The sequence below is a fragment of the Limosilactobacillus caccae genome, assembly GCF_900156885.1.
GTDB classification, from domain to species: domain Bacteria; phylum Bacillota; class Bacilli; order Lactobacillales; family Lactobacillaceae; genus Limosilactobacillus; species Limosilactobacillus caccae.
Map to the genome: position 1 here is coordinate 24304 of NZ_FTOY01000004.1, position 21308 is coordinate 45611.

The following is a 21308-nucleotide window of genomic DNA, read 5'->3' on the forward strand; positions in this document are numbered from 1 at the left end:
AATTCAATTCTCGCTTTCTAAGATTACTTCTGTCATTACTAATGTCGCGGTGTGACTCACTGAGGCGTGAGCATTGCCCGTAAAGGGTGACTTGGTGATGATTGGCGCCCCATATTGGTTGTCAATGATCTCAATATCATGAAAAGCTAACTTCGTCCCGATCCCGGTCCCCATTGCTTTGGCAAAGGACTCCTTGAGTGACCACCGGCCCGCTAAGTATTCGGCTGCCCGGTGACCGCTAAAGTGGGCATACTGTTCTTGCTCACCAGGGGTCAAGATGCGCTGGACAAATTGTGAATGCTTGGCCGCAGCTTTTGCTACCCGGTCGATTTCTGTAATGTCCACGCCTAGTCCCTTTATCATCACACCGTCTCCTCATTGATTTTCTCCCGCTTAATCTTATCTAAAATCTTTTCGACATGCAATTTTTTCTGGTTAATTATTTTCAGCGAACCGCCTGCTGGATTTTTCCCAATTGCCTAGTTACAATCGGCGGTGAAACAGTTATAATTTTAAGTCAGTATGGCATCTTAGTTTTTGAAATTTTTGTTAATCATTTATTAAGAATTTACTGGGTATTTGCAACTTTTCCGACAATTCGGCAAAATTGTCGCAGACTGGTATTTTCATAACAATTATTTCAGCAATTAAGTACCAATAATCCGAGATGAGAGAAGGAGAAATATGGCCCAGATTATTCAGCGCCATCCCGCATTGCGGTTCATCTTGAAAACACTGTTCTACTTTGTCGTGCTCCTCTTATTGATCTACCTTTACGGGTACTTTGGGGCAGGACAAGAACCGTTTATCTACAATGAATTCTAGTGCGGAGGAAAATAATCGATGAGTAAAAATATTATTACAGTCTTTGAGCAAGTCGCCAGTGACAATGCAACCCGCATTGCCTATGATGAGATGGGAAAAACGACCAGCTACGGTGACCTCCACAAGGCGGTTGACACACTCGCCGCTTGGTTGAGCAGGCAGGACTTACCAGCCCACAGCCCGATCCTGGTCCACGGTGACCACCAGGTAGAGATGATCGTCAGCTTTTTAGCAGCGTTAAAGGCTGGTCACCCCTATATCCCGGTTTCAACCGGTTCAGCGCTTCCCCGGATGCAGTCAATTTTGGATACGGCTAATCCGGCCTTGGTCATTGCCGTTGATGACTTTCCGGCCGCAAAATTAAAATTTACTGCCCCGGTAGTTAATCACGCACAGTTAGCTGAGATCCTTGCGAACCCGCAACCATTTACAACAACCACGATGGTGAACGGCGATGAACTCGCCTATGTCCTATTTACCTCGGGGACAACGGGATCGCCAAAGGGGGTTGAGGTCAGCCACGACAACTTCATGACCTTTGTCGAATGGGTACTGAGTGATGCTTTTAACATCAAAGAACACGCGAACTTCTTAGGCCAGCCGCCATATTCGTTTGACCTCTCAAACATGTACTGGCTGCCGGCCCTCCTCTCCGGGGGAACGATCAAGGCTCTGCCACATAACGTGGTCGAAAACTTTGGGCAGATGTTTACTGCCTTGCCAAACCTCGACCTCAACGTCTTTGTCGGGACACCGTCGTTTGCGGACATGCTGATGCTCAGCCCGGCCTTTAGTGAAAAACAAATGGCCGCCCTGAAAACCTTTATGTTTTGCGGCGAGGAGCTAACGGTCAAGACCGCCACGGCCCTCCACCAACGGTTCCCACACGCAAAGATTTACAATACCTACGGCCCGACCGAAACCACGGTGGCCGTTTCCGGCATCGAAATTACACCGACGATTATCGAAAATAACGACCGGTTGCCTGTCGGCTATGCCAAACCCGGGGTTACCCTCTCGATTTGGGATGGCGACAAGCAAATCACTACCCCTGGAAAACAGGGCGAAATCGTCATTAGCGGTGATAGTGTTGCCCACGGCTACATGAATAATCCCGTTAAGACCGCCAAGTCATTCTTTAAGATTGCCGGCGTTCCGGCTTACCGGACTGGGGATGCAGGAACCCTCGATGAAGACGGTCTTCTCCACCACAAGGGACGGATGGACTTCCAAATTAAGCTCCACGGTTTCCGGGTAGAACTTGATGAGGTGCGGGTAAGTCTTGAAAAGAGCCCGTTAATCAAGCAAGCGGTGGCCGTACCAAAATACAATCAAGCGGGGAAGGTAACCCACCTGATTGCCTACGTGATTCCTAATGAAGCCAGCGATGATGAAGCAGGATTGACAAAGAAAATCCGGGAGAGTTTGCAGGGGCTAATCATGCCATACATGCTCCCAACACAGTTTATTTACCGGGACTCATTCCCGATGTCTGCAAATGGCAAGATTGCAGTTAAACAAATGATTGCTGAGGCTAATAAATGATCAACTGGATTGCGAGCCTGCCAAATTATAGCGCCTATGGCACCCCGGTATACTTTTTCTACTTACTTCTTGCTATCTTACCGCTGGGCATTGGCCTGTACTTTGGCAAACGGTTTAGCTGGTACGAAGCCTTAATCAGCTTTATCTTCATCTTTTTGATGTTTGATGGCTCCAGCTGGCAGCAGGGGATCTCGCTGATTGCTTACGTTATCTACCAGACCGTCATCGTGATGGGCTACCACCATTACCGGCAAAAGAAGAATGCCGCCGGGGTCTTTTACTTAGCTTCGGCACTATCAATTCTGCCGATTGTCATCGTCAAGCTCTCCCCGGCCATGGTTGGTCACAATTCACTATTGGACTTCTTGGGAATTAGCTACCTGACTTTCCGGTCTGTCGGCACCGTCATCGAGACCCGGGACGGGATGGTCAAGTCCATCACCCCCTGGACCTTTATCCGGTTCATGCTCTTCATGCCGACGATCACATCCGGGCCAATTGACCGCTACCGGCGTTTTGAACAGGACTACCAAAAAGTGCCCGACCGTGACAGCTACCTTAAACTAGTCAATACGGGAATCTTCTACCTATTCCTTGGTTTCTTGTACAAGTTCGTCATCGGGTACTTCTTTGGTCAGCACTTCTACCCCTACTTTGAACGGGCGGCGATGGCTGATCCCCACCTTTTATCGTGGAACCTCCTTGGCGTAATGTACACTTACGGTTTTTACCTCTTCTTTGACTTCGCTGGTTACTCCCTGTTTGCAGTGGCAATCAGTTACTTTATGGGCGTCAAATCGCCAATGAACTTCAAACAACCGTTTAAGTCAAAGAACATCAAGGAATTCTGGAATCGCTGGCACATCAGTCTGTCCTTTTGGTTCCGGGATTACATCTTCATGCGCTTCGTCTTCTTGGCAACGAAGAAACGCTGGTTTAAAAACCGCAACGCCTTATCATCAACTGCCTACATGCTTAACATGGTACTGATGGGCTTTTGGCACGGGATTACCTGGTACTACATCCTATACGGGTTTATCCACGGACTTGCCCTGGTCGTCAATGACTGGTGGCTACGGTTTAAGCGCAAGAAGCTGAAAAACATGCCCCACAATAAATTCACCACTGGTGTTGCCATTTTTATTACCTTTAACTTTGTAATGTTTACTTTCTTAATCTTCAGTGGTTTCTTAGATACTTACTTATTCAAATAAATCTTTAGGAGGATTTTTATCATGCAAGAACAAATTATCAACATTTTAGCCGACGCAACTGGTCGTGACACTGCCGATTTTAGTGACGCTTCACAAAACCTCTTTGATAGCGGCCTGCTAGACTCAATGGCAACGGTCAGCTTACTTTTAGGCCTACAAGATGCTTTTGGCATCCAAGTGCCAGTGTCCGAATTTGACCGGAGCCAATGGGACACCATTGAAAAGATCGAACAACGGGTAAAGGAGCTCCAAAATGCATAATGGCAAAAAGCTGTGGTCAATCTTTGGCCCGCTGATTGTCGCTTGTTTATTAGTTGTCGTTTTATTTTCGCTGCCGATAAGTAAAAAGCATTCAGCGGCAATTGAACACAAGGCTGCTGTCTCCCTTAGTCCCGTTGTCTTTAAGAACCAATCGATTAAGCAGCAGGCGCTAAGCGATAAACGGACTAACTATGTTCCCTTCTTTGGTTCGAGTGAATTGCGACGGATGGATCGCTTCCACCCGTCCGTGATGGCCGCCCGTTATCACAATTACACACCCTTTCTCTTCGGGTCTAAGGGAACCCAATCACTTCCCCAGTTTTTCAACATTAACTCGATGGAAAACCAGTTGGCCGACCAAAAAGCGGTCTACATCATCTCGCCACAGTGGTTTACCAAGCAAGGGGTACAAGCACCAGCGTTCAAGTTCTACAATGGAGAATTAGCCAACCTCACCTGGTTGAAGAATGCTAATCCTAAGTCACCATACGACCGCTACGTTGCCAAGCGCTTAATCGCAATGCTCGGTAGTGACGGGACCGTCTCTTCTTATGCGAAGAAGATTGCCAACGGGCAGGACCTATCTGGCTGGGACAAGGCCGTGGTGCGTTTCCGCTTAAACATGCTGGTCCACGAAGATGCCATTTTCTCTGGCTTCCAGCTAAGTGATAACTACGAGAAACACATTTTGCCAAACGTCGACCGCTTGCCACAGAAATATAACTACGACAAGCTCTACGACGAAGCAATGGCAACGGCAAAGAAGGCCACCGATAACAACGACTTTGGCATCAACAACCACTTTTACAACAAGCGAGTGAAGCCCCGCTTAACATCAACGAAGGGTTCGCAGAAGCACTTCAATTACACTGCTTCACCAGAATACGGCGACCTCGAAGTTGTCCTCAACGAGTTCAAGAACACTAATACCAACGTGCTCTTTGTTATTCCACCGGTTAACGAAAAGTGGGAAAAGTACACCGGGATGGACATGTCAATGTACTATCGTTCCGTTGATAAGATCAAGTTCCAGTTGAAGCAGCAAGGCTTTAACCACGTCTTAGACCTTTCCCACGACGGAGCTAAGCCAGGCTTCATGGAAGATACTATCCACATTGGCTGGGCCGGTTGGGTTAAAGTTGATCAGGCTGCTAACCAGTTTATTTCAACTAAGCAAGCACAACCGGACTACAAGATTAACGATGAGTTCCTGTCATCAACCTGGGCAACCCTAAACCCAACGCCAGCAAACCTCCAGAAGTTTGCGACAGATTATCTCAAGTAATAAAAACCGCCAATCAGCGTATTTGCTGGTTGGCGGTTTTCATTTAACTTCCTTACCGTTTTCTCTCCGACTTAACAAGACCAAGCATACTTAACAGTCCAGCTAGTGCTAGTCCGGCAATGCTCAATTCCGGTGAAGGTTTATTACCTGTTTGGGGTAATTGTAACCGTTCAGTAGTCCGCGATTGCCCCTTCGGCTGATTGCTATCCAGCGGTGCCAGGCTAAGAAGCGGCTGACCGTCTTTCGCCGTGCTGACTTGCACCGTCTTGGTTGATTGATCCGTTATTTCTTGCGTAGCTGCTTTAGTTGCTGCTACGGTATTTTCTTCACTTTCCGCTTGCGTTGCTTGTTGTTGCTCACGGTACTGATTGAGGAAAATGAATTGCTGCTTATCTTCAAATAGTTTACCAAGCGCAAGAATAAGGTAATCATCCCCCTGTGCTCCTTCTAACTGTACCCCAAGTGGTAACCCGGCAGCACTAACATATATCGGTAAGCTCAATGCTGGCTCACCACTGAGGTTTGCCAGTTGGGTGAATGGGGTCTTGCTTAAACCATGTAACCAAGAATCATAAATTAACTGCATCTGTTGGTCAAATGGTAATTCCTTGATCTTCAACATCTTTGCAACATTTTCAGGAAGGTAGGCTGGATCACTGTTTAGCGGTGCAACCGTGGCGGTCGTCGGTGTTAAATAAATCGGGTATTGCTCATGAAATGCTGTCATTTGCTGGTGGACAAGCTTTAATTCGTCTTTAAATTGCTGAGCAACATTTTGTGGTGCCTTCCGACTAGCTTCATATAAGGCATAAGTCATTGGACTAATTAAACCGGTTTGAACATCTGCAGCGGTTAAATTACGATGAAGTTTTTGATTGGCCAGGTAGTTTGCAACGGAGCCATCATCGAGCGCTCCCAAGTAGTAAGCCTGCATCATCTTTACCCCATCGACTGGACTATCCTGCTCAGCCACATTAAAGCCTTGTGCGCGCAAGAAGGAAACGGCTTTAAGAACTGCCTTTTTAGCATCCTGTGAAACCGGGGTACCAACCGGTGAAGTCAACGAATACGCAATCTTTAACTGTTTCAAATCTGTGGGAACCGGGCGGAGAAGCTTAGCTGCCCGCTGTGGATCCTGCAAGCCTTGAAGAAGGGTTACGGTATCAGTAATGTCGCGCGTATCCGCAAAATTAACCACGGACGGGGTCATTGAATCACCAGTGATTAGCCCCTGAGTTGGTTTGAGACCGATTACCCCAGACCAGGAAGCGGGAATCCGCAGTGAACCACCGGCATCATTTCCCGTCGCAATCGGCACAATCCCGGCAGCAACACTAGCAGTCGCCCCGCCTGATGAACCGCCAGGGTTGTGGTCAAGATTCCATGGATTATGGGCAACACCGTTTAAATTGGAGGTCGTAATGTTGATAAGGCCCAGTTCAGGATAGTTGGTCTGTCCTAGAATGATAAAGCCCATGTCCTGCAGTTTTTTAACGAAGTTCTTAGTATAGTGATACGTATTGTCCTTAAGATAGGGTAAGCCTTCAGTATTGGGGTAACCCTTGTAGGCCTGACCAAGCCCTTTTATTAAAAGCGGCACCCCATAAAAGGGCTTGTCATTCTTCTTGTCCGGTGGCAATTGGCTCAGTTGGTCGTGTGCCCCCTGTGGATCAGTATAGATAACATTATTTAATTGACTGTTTTGCTGGTCAATGTGCTGGTATACATGATCAACCAGCGCTTGCTTATCTATACTGCCATTTTTAATTCCGGCGGCAATCTCATGCGCCGACTGATTATCCGTTTGTTGCACAGGAGTTGCTGGTTGTTGCTCCTGCCCTTCTACGGTTGTTTGTTGTTCTGATTTATTTTCGCTATTTTGCTGTATTCCTGGTGTCTCCTGTACCTGGGCAGTCGATGGTGGCTGGGCGGATTGATCATCAGCTAATACAGGTGCCGCTAAACTAAGGTTACCGAACAAGAGGACAGCTACCGCTAGCCCTCTCGCCAGTCTCAAGTGATCCTTTATCATACAAAAACCTCCAAACTATCTAATTCGGTCTAAGTATAATACAATTGAAATCGTTTTCAAGAAATAAGCTAACGCAAAAGAGGGATACTAGCTCTATTAGGGTAGCGGTTCTGGTGATTCATGATCCTCATATAGTTATTAAATTTTTATGACTTTGTCAAAACCAACCTTCACTTTGACATCAAACTCACATATATAGTGAACCATGCTCCAAAATAAAGTCCTTGAAAAATGGCAGGTTGAACTGAACATACCCCCGCTGTGGCGCGATGATTAATTGATCTTCCAATAATCGTGCCCGGTAAACTGAAATGTAGCTTTTGTTTTTACCTAGTTTTTTGGCAATCCACTGGGTTGCAATTTCAGCTGACGGTGATTCTGCCATTGCCCTTAAAAATAGTCGGTCGGTCTTAGAAATATCATTATACATCCGCTCATAGGCATTCCGAAATAAGTCCTTTTTTGAAGAAGCAATTGCTTTGTCAACAACCGCTTGATCAATCACAAGACTTTCCTCACTATATCGCCAAGCATAATATCCAACTGTTTGAAAGGCATAAGCATAACCAGCAACCGCATTAGCCAATGCATCGATTTCTGGGACATCGATCTTCCGATTTCCCCGTCTAAATGCTTCAGCAAACGTATCAGTAACCGATAGTTCATCCAATGTTGCAAGATGAATACGGTGGCTACGAAGTAAAAAGGTCAGCATTTTATCATTTTGCACTTCAGAAATTCGACTTGGCAAGCCCGTCATCAAAAGAGCTAACGGGTAGTTTTCACCAATTAGTGTCTGGTATTCCGAGGCAAATGCCCGAATATCGTCATTGATTGCAATCTCATCAATACCAATTAAAACATGCTTACCTTTGTTCGCAAGCCGCGCCAATAACTTTGTTAAGTAGTAATGATAATCAATTTCACCAGAAGTTAGCAGCGAGCGTAATGTTATCCCGTTACCCATCACATTAACGCCCTGAATATTCTTAAACAGTTCGCTAAGCGTGACTCCCGTGGATAGCTGCAAAGCGTGCAATAGTTGAAAAAGCAAGTTGCCTTGGCCATTATTCAGCCGAATGAAAAGCCAGTTATCAAATTGCTTAATCGTCTGTTGAACATTTAACAAAAAAACTGTTTTGCCAGTTCCACGTGCTCCGTAAACTAAAGAAGTTTGGTATTTGGCATCATCCCCTAAAAGACGGCCAAGATAGTCATTAAGATTCTCTTGCTGGTCTAATAGGATTTTGGGGTAGCGACCAAAACTGGGCATAAAGGGGTTTGCAGGTAGGATATCAATTTTTGTCGCCATAAGATTTTGCTCCTTTTATACTATTTTTATACTTTCACTCTTTTATTTTATACTTCCTTTATACTTTCCGCCATTCACTCTATCCAAAAAAGCGGCTTGACCGTGGATTCTTCCACAATCAAGTCGCTTTTCTTTAGTGAATGAGATTAAACACTAGTTGCGATTAATCATTCTTCTTTTTCTTTCCGAGGATCAATGCACCCAAGATTCCGGCAAGGCCAGCAGTTGCTAAACCAACTACTCCTAAGCGATTGGTAGCATCGTTACCAGTTTGTGGTAATTGTGCTTGTTGCTTAGTAGCGGGAGCACTTGCGTTGGCAGTAGGGGTTTCAACCTTTTGCGTTGCTTGTGATTCTCCTGCATTGTTCGTTGCTTCCTGCTTACCCTCATTAGTGGTTTCTTCAGTCGTGTTGCCATCAATCGTTGCTTCGTCACTACCGTTGTTAGCAGCGTTGTCCTCATCAGTTGCTGGAACTTCTGCTGGTACCTTCACAGCGGCAATTGCCGTCAGCCCACTATCTTTGGCAGTTGCGACTGCTTCAACCGTTGCGGCAGCATTGATTGCATCCTTGGCTTCCTTAGCCGCAGTCGTGGCCTTGTAAGCTAAGGCCGCTTGTTCAGCAGCGGTTAAGTGACTAGCAGCACTGATTTCATCCTTCTTGGCGTTCAAGGCAGCGTCAATTGCCTTGTTTGCGGCTTCCTTAGCGGCTTGAAGCGCTGCATTTACTTCCTTAATGGTAGTAACACCGTCTTCTTCGGCAGCATTAATTGCATCTGCTGAAGAAGCAACGTTAACGGCCGCCTTGGCCTTGTCAGCAGCATCAGTCGCTTCCTTAATCAACGCAGCCTTAGCTTCATCGCTCAAGTCAGTAGCATTGATTTCACTAATCTTTGCTTGCAATTCTTGTTCGATAGCTTCAATTGCCGCAGCACGGACACCATCAAGGCTTGGTACTTCGACCGCTTCGATAGCAGCAAGCCCACTATCCTTAGCAGCAACAACCGCCGCGTCGTTGGTTGCCCCAGCAATTGCTTCCTTAGCCTTGTTAGCCGCATCTGTAGCTTCCTTAATCAAGGCAGCCTTGTCATCAGCAGCTAAGTAACTGGCAGCATTAACTTCAGCAACCTTCTTTGCCAATGCTTCATCAATTGCCTTGACTGCAGCATCCTTGGCTACCTGAACGGATGGAACTTGCACGCTCTTGATGTTAGTAATTCCTTCATCCTTGGCAGCAGTAACAAGTTCGTTCGTCGTTGCCTTCTTAATGTTGCTCTTGGCAGCATCCGCAAAGTCAGTGGCTTGCTTGCTCAATGCAGCCTTTTCGTCAGCAATTAAGTGGCTAGCACCGTCGATTTCGCTAAGCTTGTCCTTCAATGCAGCGTCAACATCGGCTAAGGCGTCCCGCTTCGTCTCATCTAAGCCTGGGACCGTGATTCCTAAAATAGTATCAACGCCATCCTTAGCAGCAGCCTTGGCTTCATCATTCGTTGTTGCCGCATCAATCTGCTTATTAGCTTCGTCAGCAGCACTCTTTGCCTTGTCAACTAACGCTTGCTTTGCTGAATCAGACAAGTTAGCAGCAGCATTGATTTCGTCAGTCTTGCTCTTCAATGCGTCAGCAACTGCTTGCTTTGCATTGTTCTTAACTTGGTCAAGGCTTGGAACGGTGACATTAATAATGTCTTCAATTCCGTTGTCACGCGCTTGCTTTGCTTCATCGTTAGTCGTTGCAGCTTCGATGTTCTTAATTGCGTTGTCAGCAATCTCATCTACTTGCTTCTTCAATGCGTCCTTTTCGTCAGCAGTCAAGTGCTTAGCGTTGTCGATTGCGTTCTTCTTCGCATCACGAACTTGGTTGATTGCTCCAGTAGCATTGTCCTTGGCTTCGTCTAAGCCTGGCACCTTCACATCAAGGATTGCTTGAACACCAGCATCACGAGCAGCATTGACAGCATCGTTAGTCGTGGCGTTCTTAACCTCAGCGACCGCCTTCGTGTACTCATCATTAGCCTGCTTCTTCAATGCGTCCTTTTCATCAGCAGAGAGGCTAGCAGCACCGTCGATTTCACTGGTCTTGTCCTTTAATGCTGCATCAAGGGCATTGATTGCATTTTGTTGCTGGTCATTAAGGTTTGGCACCGTGACACCGAGGATGTCTTTAACACCAGTTGTTTCAGCATCCTTTACGGCATCGTTAGTCGCCGCCTTATTGATGTTGTCGTGAGCCTTCGTTGCCTGATCGCCAGCTTGCTTCTTCAATGCGTCCTTTTCGTCAGCAGTGAGGTTGTCCGCAGCGTCAATTTCAGCAGTCTTTTCAGCAAGTACTTGGTCGATTACCTTGTTGGCATCTTTTCTTGCTTGGTCAAGACTTGGCACCGTGATATCTTCAATTGCCTTAACACCATCGTTTTCAGCCGTTAAAACATCATCGTTTGTGGCGGCATTATCGATGTTACCCTTTGCCTTTTCCGCAGCATCGTCAGCTTGCTTCTTTAAGGCATCCTTTTCGTCAGCAGTCAAGTTTGCGGCGTTATCGATTTCGGCCTGCTTTTGGTCGCGGGTCTTATCAATCATGTCCTTAGCTTGTGCCTTCGCATCATCAAGTGTTGGCACTTCAACGCCAGCGATGTCATTTACCCCAGCGGTAGTAGCGTTGTTCACATCAGCGTCCGTACCAGCATTGTCGATTGCTTCATGCGCCTTGTCAGCCTTTTCCTTAGCTTGGTCAAGCAAGTCTTGCTTCTGCTTATCAGATAGGTTGCCGGCGTTGTTAATTTCGTCCGTCTTCGTCTTCAAAGCATCATCAATTGCCTTGTTAGCCGCATCCTTAGCTGGAGAACTGATTGGCACTTCAATGCCCGCAATCTCGCTTACACCCTTGGCACTTTCCTTGTTAGCAGCTGGGGTGTCACCTGCATTATCAATTGCAGCGAATGCGTCGTCAGCGAATTGTTGCGCAAGATCTGATTTTACCTTCTTTTCATCGGCTGTTAAACCAGAAGCCGCGATTTCCTTGTTCTTCTTGTTTAACGCGTCTTGAACGGCTGCCTTGGCAACTTCCTTGTTGATGTCGGTTGCCCCGTTGTCATTAGCGGTCTTCACATCATCGGCAGTCTTGGCATTATCAATGTTCTTCTTCGCTTCATCAGCCTGCTTGTCAACGTTATCCTTCGCAGCCTGCTTTTCATCGTCTGTTAAGTTTTCGTTGCTATCGATGGCCTTCTTAGCATCGTCAGCTGTCTTGTCAATGGCATCCTTGGCTTCTTCCTTCGTCTGTGACTTTTCAGGAACCTTGATGTCATCGATGGCCTTAACACCGTCTTCAGTTGCCTGCTTAACAGCAGCATCATTATCGGCGTCGTTGATCTTGCCCTTGGCAGCGTCAGCTTCTTCCTTCACTTGATCAATCAACTCACCCTTTTCAGCTGGTGTGAGGTTCGGGTTGCTGTTGATGTCGTCAGTCTTCTGCTTGGCAGCATCGTCGATGGCCTTAATAGCATCGTCCTTAGCTGGAGAAGTGGTTGGAACCTTAACATTGTCGATGTTATTGATACCAGTGTTCTTTGCAGTCTCAACACCATCGTTAGTAGTAGCCTTCTTGATGTTGTCCTTAGCATCATTTGCTGCCTTAGTAGCATCGTCAACTAACTTAGTCTTTTCATCGTTAGTTAAGTCTGACTTATTGATTTCAGCAGTCTTCTTAGCTAATTCAGTATCGATAGCCTTGATGGCATCGTCCTTAGCCTTAGAGCCTGTTGGAATTTCTGTACCGTTGATGTCGTTAACACCGGTAGTCTTAGCAGTGTCGATGTCAGAAATTGACTGAGAGTCATCGACATTCTTCTTCGCCTTCTCGGCCTTGTCAGAAACTTCCTGCTTCAGCTTGTCCTTGTCATCCTGGGTTAAGTTAGGAGCATTATCGATGTCACTGTTCTTCTTAGCAGCAGCGTCATCAATGGCCGCCTTGGCAGTTTCCTTGTTGATGTCAGTGGTACCGTTGTCCTTGGCAGTCGCAACATCGTCGTTCTTCTTAGACTCATCGATCTTCTGCTTAGCTTCCTCAGCCTTCTTATCAACTTGGTCCTTAGCAGCCTGCTTTTCGTCATCTGTTAAGTGCTTGTTGCTGTCGATATCGTCCTTAGCCTTCTTAGCGGCATCGTCGATATCCTTCTTGGCTGCATCCTTCACTGGTGAAGTTGATGGAACTTCGACATCATCGATAGTCTTAGAACCGTCTTCAGATGCCTTCTTGACATCCTCATCGGAAGTGGCTTCCTCAACCTTCTTCTTGGCATCGTCGGCTTCCTTCTTAACCTTATCAGTTAAGTCCTTCTTTTCTTCCGCAGTTAGGTTAGGGTTCTTGTTGATGTCGTCAGTCTTCTGCTTAGCGGCGTCATCAATGTCTTTCTTAGCCTCTTCCTTCACTGGTGAAGTTTCTGGAACAGTTACCTTATCGATGTTTTCAATACCAGTGTTCTTTTGTTTTTCAACATCACCATTGGTAGTAGCCTTATTGATGTTTTCCTTAGCATCATTTGCTGCCTTAGTTGCATCGCCAACTAACTTATTCTTTTCTTCATCAGTTAAATCTGACTTGTTGATTTCAGCAGTCTTCTTGGCTAATTCATCATTGATGGCCTTGATGGCATCGTCCTTAACCTTGGAGCCAGTTGGAATTTCAGTACTATTGATGTCGTTAACACCATTATTCTTAGCAGTGTTAGTGTCAGAAGAAGTCTTAGCATCATCAATGTTCTTCTTAGCTGCAGTAGCCTTGTCAGAAACTTCTTGCTTCAACTTGTCCTTGTCTTCATTAGTCAAGTTAGGGGCATTATCGATGTCACTCTTCTTCTTAGCAGCGGCATCATCAATGGCTGCCTTGGCAGTATCCTTATCAAGGTTGTCCTTACCAGCGTTAGTGGCCTTATCAAGGTCTTCCTTGTTGCCAGCCTTGTCAATGTTATCCTTGGCTGCCTTGGCGTGATCGTCTACCGCCTTCTTAGCGGCATCCTTTTCATCCTTAGTTAAGTTCTCGTTGCCGTCGATAGCCTTCTTGGCTTCATCGGCAGCTTTATCAATATCATCCTTAGCTACGTCCTTGGCTGGTGAGGTTTCTGGAATAGTTACATTATTGATATTGTCCTTACCAGTGTTGGTTGCCTTTGTAATATCTTCTGGCTTATCAGCACCATCGATGGCCTTCTTGGCATCGTCAGCTGCCTTCTTGGTTTCCTCCTTCTTAGCTACCTTTTCTTCGTCAGTTAAGTTGGAAGCATCGATTGAATTATCCTTGGTCTTTTTGGTGTCATCGATGGCTGCCTTAGCAGTGTCCTTGTTAAAGTTGGTCTTGCCATCATTAGTTGCCTTATCAACAGCATCATTGTCCTTAGCACCGTCGATGGCGTTCTTAGCTGCCGTAGCATGGTCATCAACAGACTTCTTAGCTGCATCCTTTTCAGGTTGAGTTAAGTTCTTGTTGTTATCGATAGCCTTCTTGGCTTCATCGGCAGCTTTATCAATATCATCCTTAGCTGCTTTCTTAGCTGGTGAGGTTTCTGGAATAGTTACATTATTGATATTGTCCTTACCAGTAGTGGTTTGCTTAGTAACATCATCTGAAGTCTTGGCTCCATCGATAGCCTTCTTGGCTTTATCAGCTTCTGCCTTAGTGTCGTTCTTCTTAGCTGTCTTTTCTTCGTCAGTTAAGTTAGAAGCATCAATTAACTTATCCTTAGCCTTCTTGGTGTCATCGATGACTGCCTTGGCAGTGTCCTTATCAAAGTTGGTCTTACCATCATTAGTGGCCTTATCAACATCATCCTTGGCCTTAGCACTGTCGATAGCATCCTTGGCATCGCTAGCATGCTTATCAACATTATCCTTAGCTGCCTGCTTTTCTTCATCAGTTAAGTTCTTGTTCTTATCGATGTCGGCCTTGGCCTTATTAGCTGCATCGTCAATTGCTGCCTTGGCAACATCCTTATCAAGGTCGTCCTTACCAGCGTTAATAGCCTTATCAAGGTCGTCCTTGGTCTTAGCACTGTCGATATCGTCCTTAGCTGCTTTTGCATGCTTGTCAACATCGTCCTTAGCTGTCTTCTTTTCTTCGTCAGTTAAGTCCTTGTTACCGTCGATGGCATCCTTAGCCTTCTTAGCAGCATCATCGATATCTTTCTTAGCTGTGTCCTTTGATGGTGAGGTTTCTGGAATAGTTACCTTATTGATGTTGTCCTTACCAGTGTTGGTTTCAGTAGTAACATTTTCTGGAGTATTGGCATCATCGATGTTCTTCTTAGCAGCGTCAGCGGCTTTCTTGGTTTCTTCCTTCTTAGCTGCCTTTTCTTCGTCAGTTAAGTTAGAAGCATCAATCGAATTATCCTTAGCCTTCTTGATGTCATCGATGGTTGATTTTGCAGCATCCTTGTTAAGGGTGTCTGCACCATTAGTTGCAGCGTCCTTAGCAGCATCAGTTGTTGTTGCATCTGCAACTTTCTTCTTAGCTGCTGCAGCATCATCGTCAACCGTCTTCTTAGCTGCTGCCTTTTCTTCATCGGTTAAGGTTGGTAAATTATTGATGGCATCCTTAGCCTTCTTAGCGGCATCGTCGATATCATGCTTAGCAGTATTCTTCGCATTGTCAAGGACTTCATTAGGTGTGCTTACTGTCGCTTCTTTTGAAACATTTCCTGCAGTATCTGTTGCAGTAATCTTAATATCTTGGCCATTCAATGCTGATGCTGGAATGTCTACACTGAACTTACCATCTTCACCAACAGTGGCAGTCTTAGTTGTTCCATCTGGAAGGGTTACTGTTACAGTTGAACCATTTTCAGCTGTACCAGTAATCTTCTTGTTATCTTCACTTAAGCTTGCCGTTGGTGTGTCTGGGGCTACTGTATCTTTAGTGGTTAATTCCTTAGCTTCTGATTCCTTATTGTTGTTAGGATTCTTTGCTACAACACTAATCGTGTCACCTGTTTGCTTGTCGGCCGGAATTGTGTAGTCAATATTTCCATCCTTATCTGGCGTTACAGTATCGATGACGTTACCATCTTTATCCCTGACTTCAAGGGTTTCACCTGGCTTTACAGTACCTGTTACCTTATTGTCCTTTATAGTTACATTAGGTACTGCTGGTGTAGTTTCATCAGTGGTGGTTACTGTCGTTGGCAAAGATTCATTATTATTACCATCCGTGGCAGTTACTGAAAGTTGCCCACCATCTAAGTTTGCTTCTGGAATAGTTACGCTGTAATTACCATTGTCATCTGCAGTGGTAGTGGCAACTACCTTACCATCTTTGTCCTTAACATTGATGGTTGCACCCTTTTCAGTCTTACCAGTGATTGACTTCTTATCATCACTTAAACTTACGGTTGGTGCATCTGGAGCTACCTTATCTGGAGTGGTTGTAGTTAAGGTCTTTGTATCTACATTATCTTTAGTTGCTTTAACAGTTACGTTACCACCAGTTAATTGATCTGCTGGGATTTGAACAGTGAATTCACCCTTATCATCTGCAGTAACTGTCTTAGTTATGCCATCTGGAAGAGTTACTGTTACTGTTGAACCCTTTGGTGCTGTACCAGTTGCTTTACCATCATTACCAATTGTAATTGTTGGTGTGGTTGATTTTGTAGCTGAAGTTTGTAAGCCTGTTTTGGCTTCATTAATTGCCTTAACTGCATTATCGATTTGCTCTTGGGTTGGGTTTGGTGTCTTAGTCTTGTCTAAAAGATCCTTACCAGCTTGAACTGCATTATCGTATGCAGTCTTAGCAGTTTGATCAGCATCTGTATATGGTGAGCTAGTCTTTACACCATTTACAGTATCATCCTTGGTTGCTTCCTCAAGGTCGTGAGTTGATACGGTTGAAACATTATCGATGTTAGTCTTACCATTCTTAGCTGCTGTGACAACTTTGCCTTGATCAACAGCACCCTTGTCTGTCTTAGCATTGTCAACTGCAGTTTTAGCCTCAGCAGCTGCTGTCTTAGTTGCTTCTTTGGCTGCTATCTTTTCAGCATCAGTTAACTTAGATTTATCGATCTCAGCATCCTTTGCTGTTTTAGCTGCATCAATATCAGCCTTTGCTGTCTCCTTAAGATCATTGTTGATAGCAGTTACACCATCAGAAACAGCTTCATTAACATCAGTGACACTTGTTGCGGCATTTATCTTATCTACAGCTGTTTTGGCATCTTCATCAATTTTAGCCTTAGCTGAATCCTTTTCGTCTTTAGTTAAGGTTGGCAAATTATCAATTGCTTCCTTAGCTGCCGTAGCGGCATTTTTGATATCAGTATTAGCTGTATTCTTAGCACTCGCAAGACTAATAGCATTACCGTTCAATCCAGATACTGCGTTTTCAAGATTTGTCTTAGCAGTATCAATTTCAGCTTGAGTAAGTGGATTATCATCAGTTACTGCTGTACCATCACCATGCTTGCCTGACTTGATATTGTTAGCTGCTGTTAACGCATTATCTACAGCCATCTTCTTGTCGTCATCAGCCTTATTGTAGTTGTCAGTATCCTTAGCTGTGTTGGCATTAGTGATTGCCTTTTCCAAAGCAGAAGTGTCATTTGGTTGACCTTTCAAGTTACTAATTGCAGTCTGAATTGCCTCTACCGCAGCATTAACATCTTCCTGTTCAACTTGACCCTTCTTTGCTTTTTCTAGCACTTCTTTACCAGTAGTAATTGCATTATCATACGCAGCTTGATTCTCAGAATCATTGTAATAAGTAGGGTCTTGTTTTTTAGCTGATACAGCCTTGTCAGCAGTTAATTCTTCCAAAGTCTTAGTATTTAATGCTCGTAATTCATCAACAGACTTAGTGGCTGAATTTTCAACGAAGTCCTTAGAAGCAGTTACCGTTACAGAAGTAGTTCCTGGTGTAGTAGACGTAATGTATTTGCTTAAATCAATTGAGAATGAACCACCTGTTGCGTCATTTTTAGCTACATATTTAACATCTTCGCCCTCCGGCTCACCGTCATTAATCTTAGTATAAACCTTGTAATTACCGCCTGTTGGTACGGAGACTACCTCATCACCCACTTTAACAGTTACATAAATTGGTGAGTTTGAATCACTTGCTGCAGATGAAGTCTTACCAGTCAGAACATTATTCTTATTTAAGTGAAGATCTGAAAGAGTAACGTCTTGGCCAGCTAAAGTAAATTCAATTTTCTTCTTATCATTGTTAAGAGCGTTATAAATATCATTTGTAGCTTGTGCTTCTTCTGAAGTAATAGCACTACTCGTTATCTTACCCGTGCTATCATACTTTACAGAAACTTTGCCTAGAGGTTTGTTAGTATTACCTTCACCAGGTTGTCCGCTCTTAACACGAGTAAAGTCAATCGTACCATTTTTCACAGCAAGAGAATTATCGTTTTTATTTTGTGATAAATCAATTACAAAGCTTTCAGGTTGGTCGGAAGTAAATTTACCACTACCTAGCAATACACCTTGGATATTACCAGTACCGTCACCAGTAACCTTAAAGTTTGAGTGAGCATCAAGTTGGAAGTTACCGCTTGTTGAAATTAATGCACCGTTTGAATTACCAAGGTTTGATCCATCAACTTCAAAATTACCACCATTAGTAACTGTAACAGTTGCACCTGTACCAATATGTACAGGTTGCGCATTTCCCGAATTAAGTTTACCGTTTTGCGTTACTTTCAGGTCACCATCAACGTTAACCTTTGATCCTGAATCAAGGTATAAACCACCAACATCGCCTTTGGTTGTGTCAGCCTTTACGTTAAGTTGACCACCCTTTTTGACGTTTACTGTTGAAGTTGATGCTACAATTCCGTAATTATTACCGCCAGCACCTTCACCACCATTACCTTGTGGTACTAAACTGACAATTGCACCATCTTCAACATTAACAGTCGAAGATCCTGACTTCATTTGGATAACATTACCGTTTTCAGTTGTTAATGTTGTAGTACCTGGCTTAAAGTTGACTGTGTTTTTACTTGAAGTCAGTTCAAGTATTTGTTGACTGCCTTGGGGCTTTCCTGTTATTTCTTTACCAGCAGCATCCATGAAGGTATAGTTCGGTACAGTTTGAATATTGTTATTACCAGAGAAGTTAATAGTTGTGTCAACAGTATTGGACCATACTAACTGTGATCCAGTATAGTTAACATTATTAAAGTTATAGGTTTTGGCGTTTTTAAATAATCCCCAGTAAGTAGTGCCATAAACGTCAAGATCACTCATTGATACTTCGTTGATATTTTTCATAATCCAATATGTACCAGAAAAGTCAACTTTATGTTTTGTACCATCTGCAGACTTGATGGTAATATTTCGTGACTGATCACCACTTAAAGTAGATCCGCTACCCTTAGCATCCTTTAAAGTAAAGTCGCCGTTAACAATAATGGTAGTAGCTTTACCCTTTGTAATTGCATCGTAGAAGTCTTGCGCATTATCTACGGTAACCGTGCCGGCTTCATTATCCACAACTTTACTCTCAGCTAAAGTCTGTGGATCAACAGGACCGTTACCTAAAAGATCTGAAACACTAACATTTTCTGTCTCAGACTTCTTAGTTTCTTCACCAGCAGTTATTGAAGCAGAATTAGCTTTATCAGTTTCAGTACCAACAGGTGTTTCACTAGCTACTGAAGCTGACAAATTATTTGTTGCAATAGTTGCTTCTTCACTAGAAGGTTGAACAGCGGTGTCCTTAAGTACATGTTCATTACCTTCATTTACTGTTACTGTTGTTTTTGCATCAGTAACTTGGCCTTGAGAAACCTCGTTACCTTCACCTTGCGTCGCAGTATCCGCGTGGGCCACCATTTGGCCACCGCCGTAGACACTGAATGTGATCCCTAATAATACAGAAGCAACGCCGACGTTTAACTTCCGTAATGCAAAGCGTTGTTTTTCGTTCTTACGGTTCTTTTCTGAAATTAACTTATGGTTGTTCTTAGAAACCATGTAAAAATCCCCCGAATCTATTATTAAACTTTCTAGTGACAAAAAAAGTTGCTATCCATCCACCTATACAACATCAAATTAGGTTCTGTTAATTATCATCGGATTAGTTAACAGGATGAGCTTAATAAAATCCATATAGCTGATGAAAGCAACCATCTATCTTAATAAAAACTTGTTCGCAAAGATCCTCCCCGATAACGAATACTGAGAATTTTTGCTCACAAGTAACTACACGATAAGTTTAACTGATAAACCAGTTTACCGCAACAAAAAGACTTCCAATGCGACAAACGTCTTAAATTAGTTCACCTAAACAAAATAATAGAGCCACTCACCATTAATCATCAGTGAGTGGCTCTTTTTTTAATTAATCTTCTTTACGGTGACGAATATTGAATGAATGGCGGCTGGAGTGGCTCTTGCCGTGGTTATCATTCCGGTGACCGCCGTGGCGACGCCGGTAATTATTGCGGCGGTAGTGGTTACCACCGTGATAATTATTTCGCCCACCGTTCCGGTTATTGCGCTTGTTGCGCCGTGGAAGTGGCCGTTCTGGCGTAATCTTAACCGGCACTTCACTCGCTGCTTCCTTCGTCATGTTATTCAACAAGGCCGCAACAAGATCAGTCGCATTGTGGGTCTCCAGCAACTTCTCCGCTGCATCCCGGTACCGGTCCGTGGAGTCCTGGGCAACCAACTCGTCAATATCATTAAAGGCCGCCGCTACCTGTCCCTTGAAGGCTTCTTCAGCTGTTGGCGGCTTCAATGGCAGCATCCGCACCCGGGTCAACTTCTCGATTTCGTGTAAGTAGTCCATCTCATTAGGTGTCACGAAGGTCAAGGAAACCCCGTGGTGCCCGGCGCGTCCTGTCCGGCCAATCCGGTGAACGTAGCTATCCGGGTCAGATGGAATATCGTAGTTGTAGACGTGGGTAACACCTGAAATATCAAGTCCCCGGGCGGCGACATCGGTGGCAACTAAGATATCAAGTTCGTTGTTCTTAAACTTCCACATGATCTTTGACCGCTTATCCTGGGTCAAATCACCATGGATTCCCGCTGCGTTGTATCCACGGGCAATCAAGCCCCGGGATAACTCGTCAACCCGCCGCTTCGTCCGACCAAAGACAATCGTCAAGTCCGGATCCTGCACGTCAATCAGGCGCGTCATAATGTCGAACTTCTCGTAGTCCCGTGCCCGGACATAGTATTGGTCAACTAAGTCGGTCGTCAATTCCTTGGCCTTAATCCGGACTGTCTGCGGGTCAGTCATGAACTGGACCCCAATCCGCTTGATCTCTGGTGGCATCGTCGCGGAGAAGAGCAGGGTCTGCCGTTCCGCTGGCGTCTCCTTGATAATTGCTTCGATATCATCGAGGAAACCCATGTTCAGCATTTCATCAGCTTCATCGAGAACCAGGGTCTTGATGTGGTCGAGCTTCACCGTGTGGCGGTTGATGTGGTCACGCAGCCGACCGGGAGTCCCCACCAAAATCTGTGGGTGTTGCTTCAAACTCTTAATCTGCCGGCGAATGTCAGCACCACCGTAGACTACTTGCACCCGCACATGCTTGTCCCGACCGAGCCGGTAAAGCTCTTCCTGGGTCTGGATTGCTAATTCCCGGGTTGGTGAAATGATAATCGCTTGGATATTAGGATTATCCGTGTCAACATTTTCGATAATCGGCAAGCCGAACGCCGCCGTCTTCCCTGTCCCGGTCTGGGCTTGCCCGATGACGTCCTTGCCCTCAAGCACCATCGGGATTGTCTGTTCTTGGATCGGTGTCGCTTCTTCGTAACCGCTCCGCTTAATTGCTTTTAACAGGCTCTTTGATAAGCCTAATTCACTAAACTTCAAAAAT

Annotated in this window: 10 protein-coding genes; 5 read left to right on the top strand and 5 right to left on the bottom strand. The window is 44.9% G+C overall.

The genetic code is table 11. The annotated features are described in order from the left end of the window. Positions 1-3: 3 nt before the first annotated feature. Positions 4-363 carry a holo-ACP synthase gene (gene acpS / locus CZ502_RS00215; protein ID WP_076459125.1) on the bottom strand — a complete coding sequence of 120 codons (360 nt, stop codon included), beginning with the start codon at positions 361-363 and terminating at the stop codon, positions 4-6. Positions 364-684: 321 nt separating this feature from the next. On the opposite strand from acpS, the gene dltX reads away from it, so the two are divergent. From dltX to dltD, 5 genes are read left to right on the top strand one after another with little or no spacing between them, the layout of a single operon-like run. Further along, positions 685-825 carry a teichoic acid D-Ala incorporation-associated protein DltX gene (gene dltX / locus CZ502_RS00220; RefSeq protein WP_076459126.1) on the top strand — a complete coding sequence of 47 codons (141 nt, stop codon included), beginning with the start codon at positions 685-687 and terminating at the stop codon, positions 823-825. An 18-nt stretch (positions 826-843) separates the two neighbouring features. Next, positions 844-2370 (top strand): D-alanine--poly(phosphoribitol) ligase subunit DltA, encoded by a 1527-nt coding sequence (gene dltA, locus CZ502_RS00225; protein WP_076459127.1) that lies wholly within the window; start codon positions 844-846, stop codon positions 2368-2370. Continuing rightward, positions 2367-3584, top strand: a complete 1218-nt coding sequence (gene dltB, locus CZ502_RS00230) for a D-alanyl-lipoteichoic acid biosynthesis protein DltB (RefSeq protein WP_076459128.1) — start codon at positions 2367-2369, stop codon at positions 3582-3584. The genes dltA and dltB overlap by 4 nt, the downstream gene beginning before the upstream one ends. Before the next feature lie 21 nt (positions 3585-3605). Next, on the top strand, positions 3606-3845 hold the full coding sequence (gene dltC, locus CZ502_RS00235; RefSeq protein ID WP_076459129.1) for a D-alanine--poly(phosphoribitol) ligase subunit DltC: 240 nt from the start codon (positions 3606-3608) through the stop codon (positions 3843-3845). After that, positions 3838-5130: a D-alanyl-lipoteichoic acid biosynthesis protein DltD gene (dltD, locus tag CZ502_RS00240; protein WP_076459130.1), complete on the top strand. Its 1293-nt coding sequence runs from the start codon at positions 3838-3840 to the stop codon at positions 5128-5130. The genes dltC and dltD overlap by 8 nt, the downstream gene beginning before the upstream one ends. A 52-nt stretch (positions 5131-5182) precedes the next feature. Here the strand turns inward: dltD and CZ502_RS00245 are convergent, their stop codons facing one another. The 4 genes from CZ502_RS00245 to cshA all read right to left on the bottom strand — a co-directional run bounded on the left by CZ502_RS00245 (position 5183) and on the right by cshA (position 21304). After that, on the bottom strand, positions 5183-7162 hold the full coding sequence (locus CZ502_RS00245; RefSeq protein WP_076459131.1) for an amidase family protein: 1980 nt from the start codon (positions 7160-7162) through the stop codon (positions 5183-5185). A gap of 187 nt (positions 7163-7349) precedes the next feature. Next, on the bottom strand, positions 7350-8474 hold the full coding sequence (locus CZ502_RS00250; protein ID WP_076459132.1) for a DUF8462 domain-containing protein: 1125 nt from the start codon (positions 8472-8474) through the stop codon (positions 7350-7352). A gap of 163 nt (positions 8475-8637) precedes the next feature. Next, positions 8638-19446: a DUF1542 domain-containing protein gene (locus CZ502_RS10585; protein ID WP_076459133.1), complete on the bottom strand. Its 10809-nt coding sequence runs from the start codon at positions 19444-19446 to the stop codon at positions 8638-8640. Between the two features lie 367 nt (positions 19447-19813). Next, positions 19814-21304, bottom strand: coding sequence for a degradosome RNA helicase CshA (cshA, locus tag CZ502_RS00260; protein ID WP_076459134.1), 1491 nt, complete (start codon positions 21302-21304; stop codon positions 19814-19816). Positions 21305-21308: the final 4 nt, after the last annotated feature.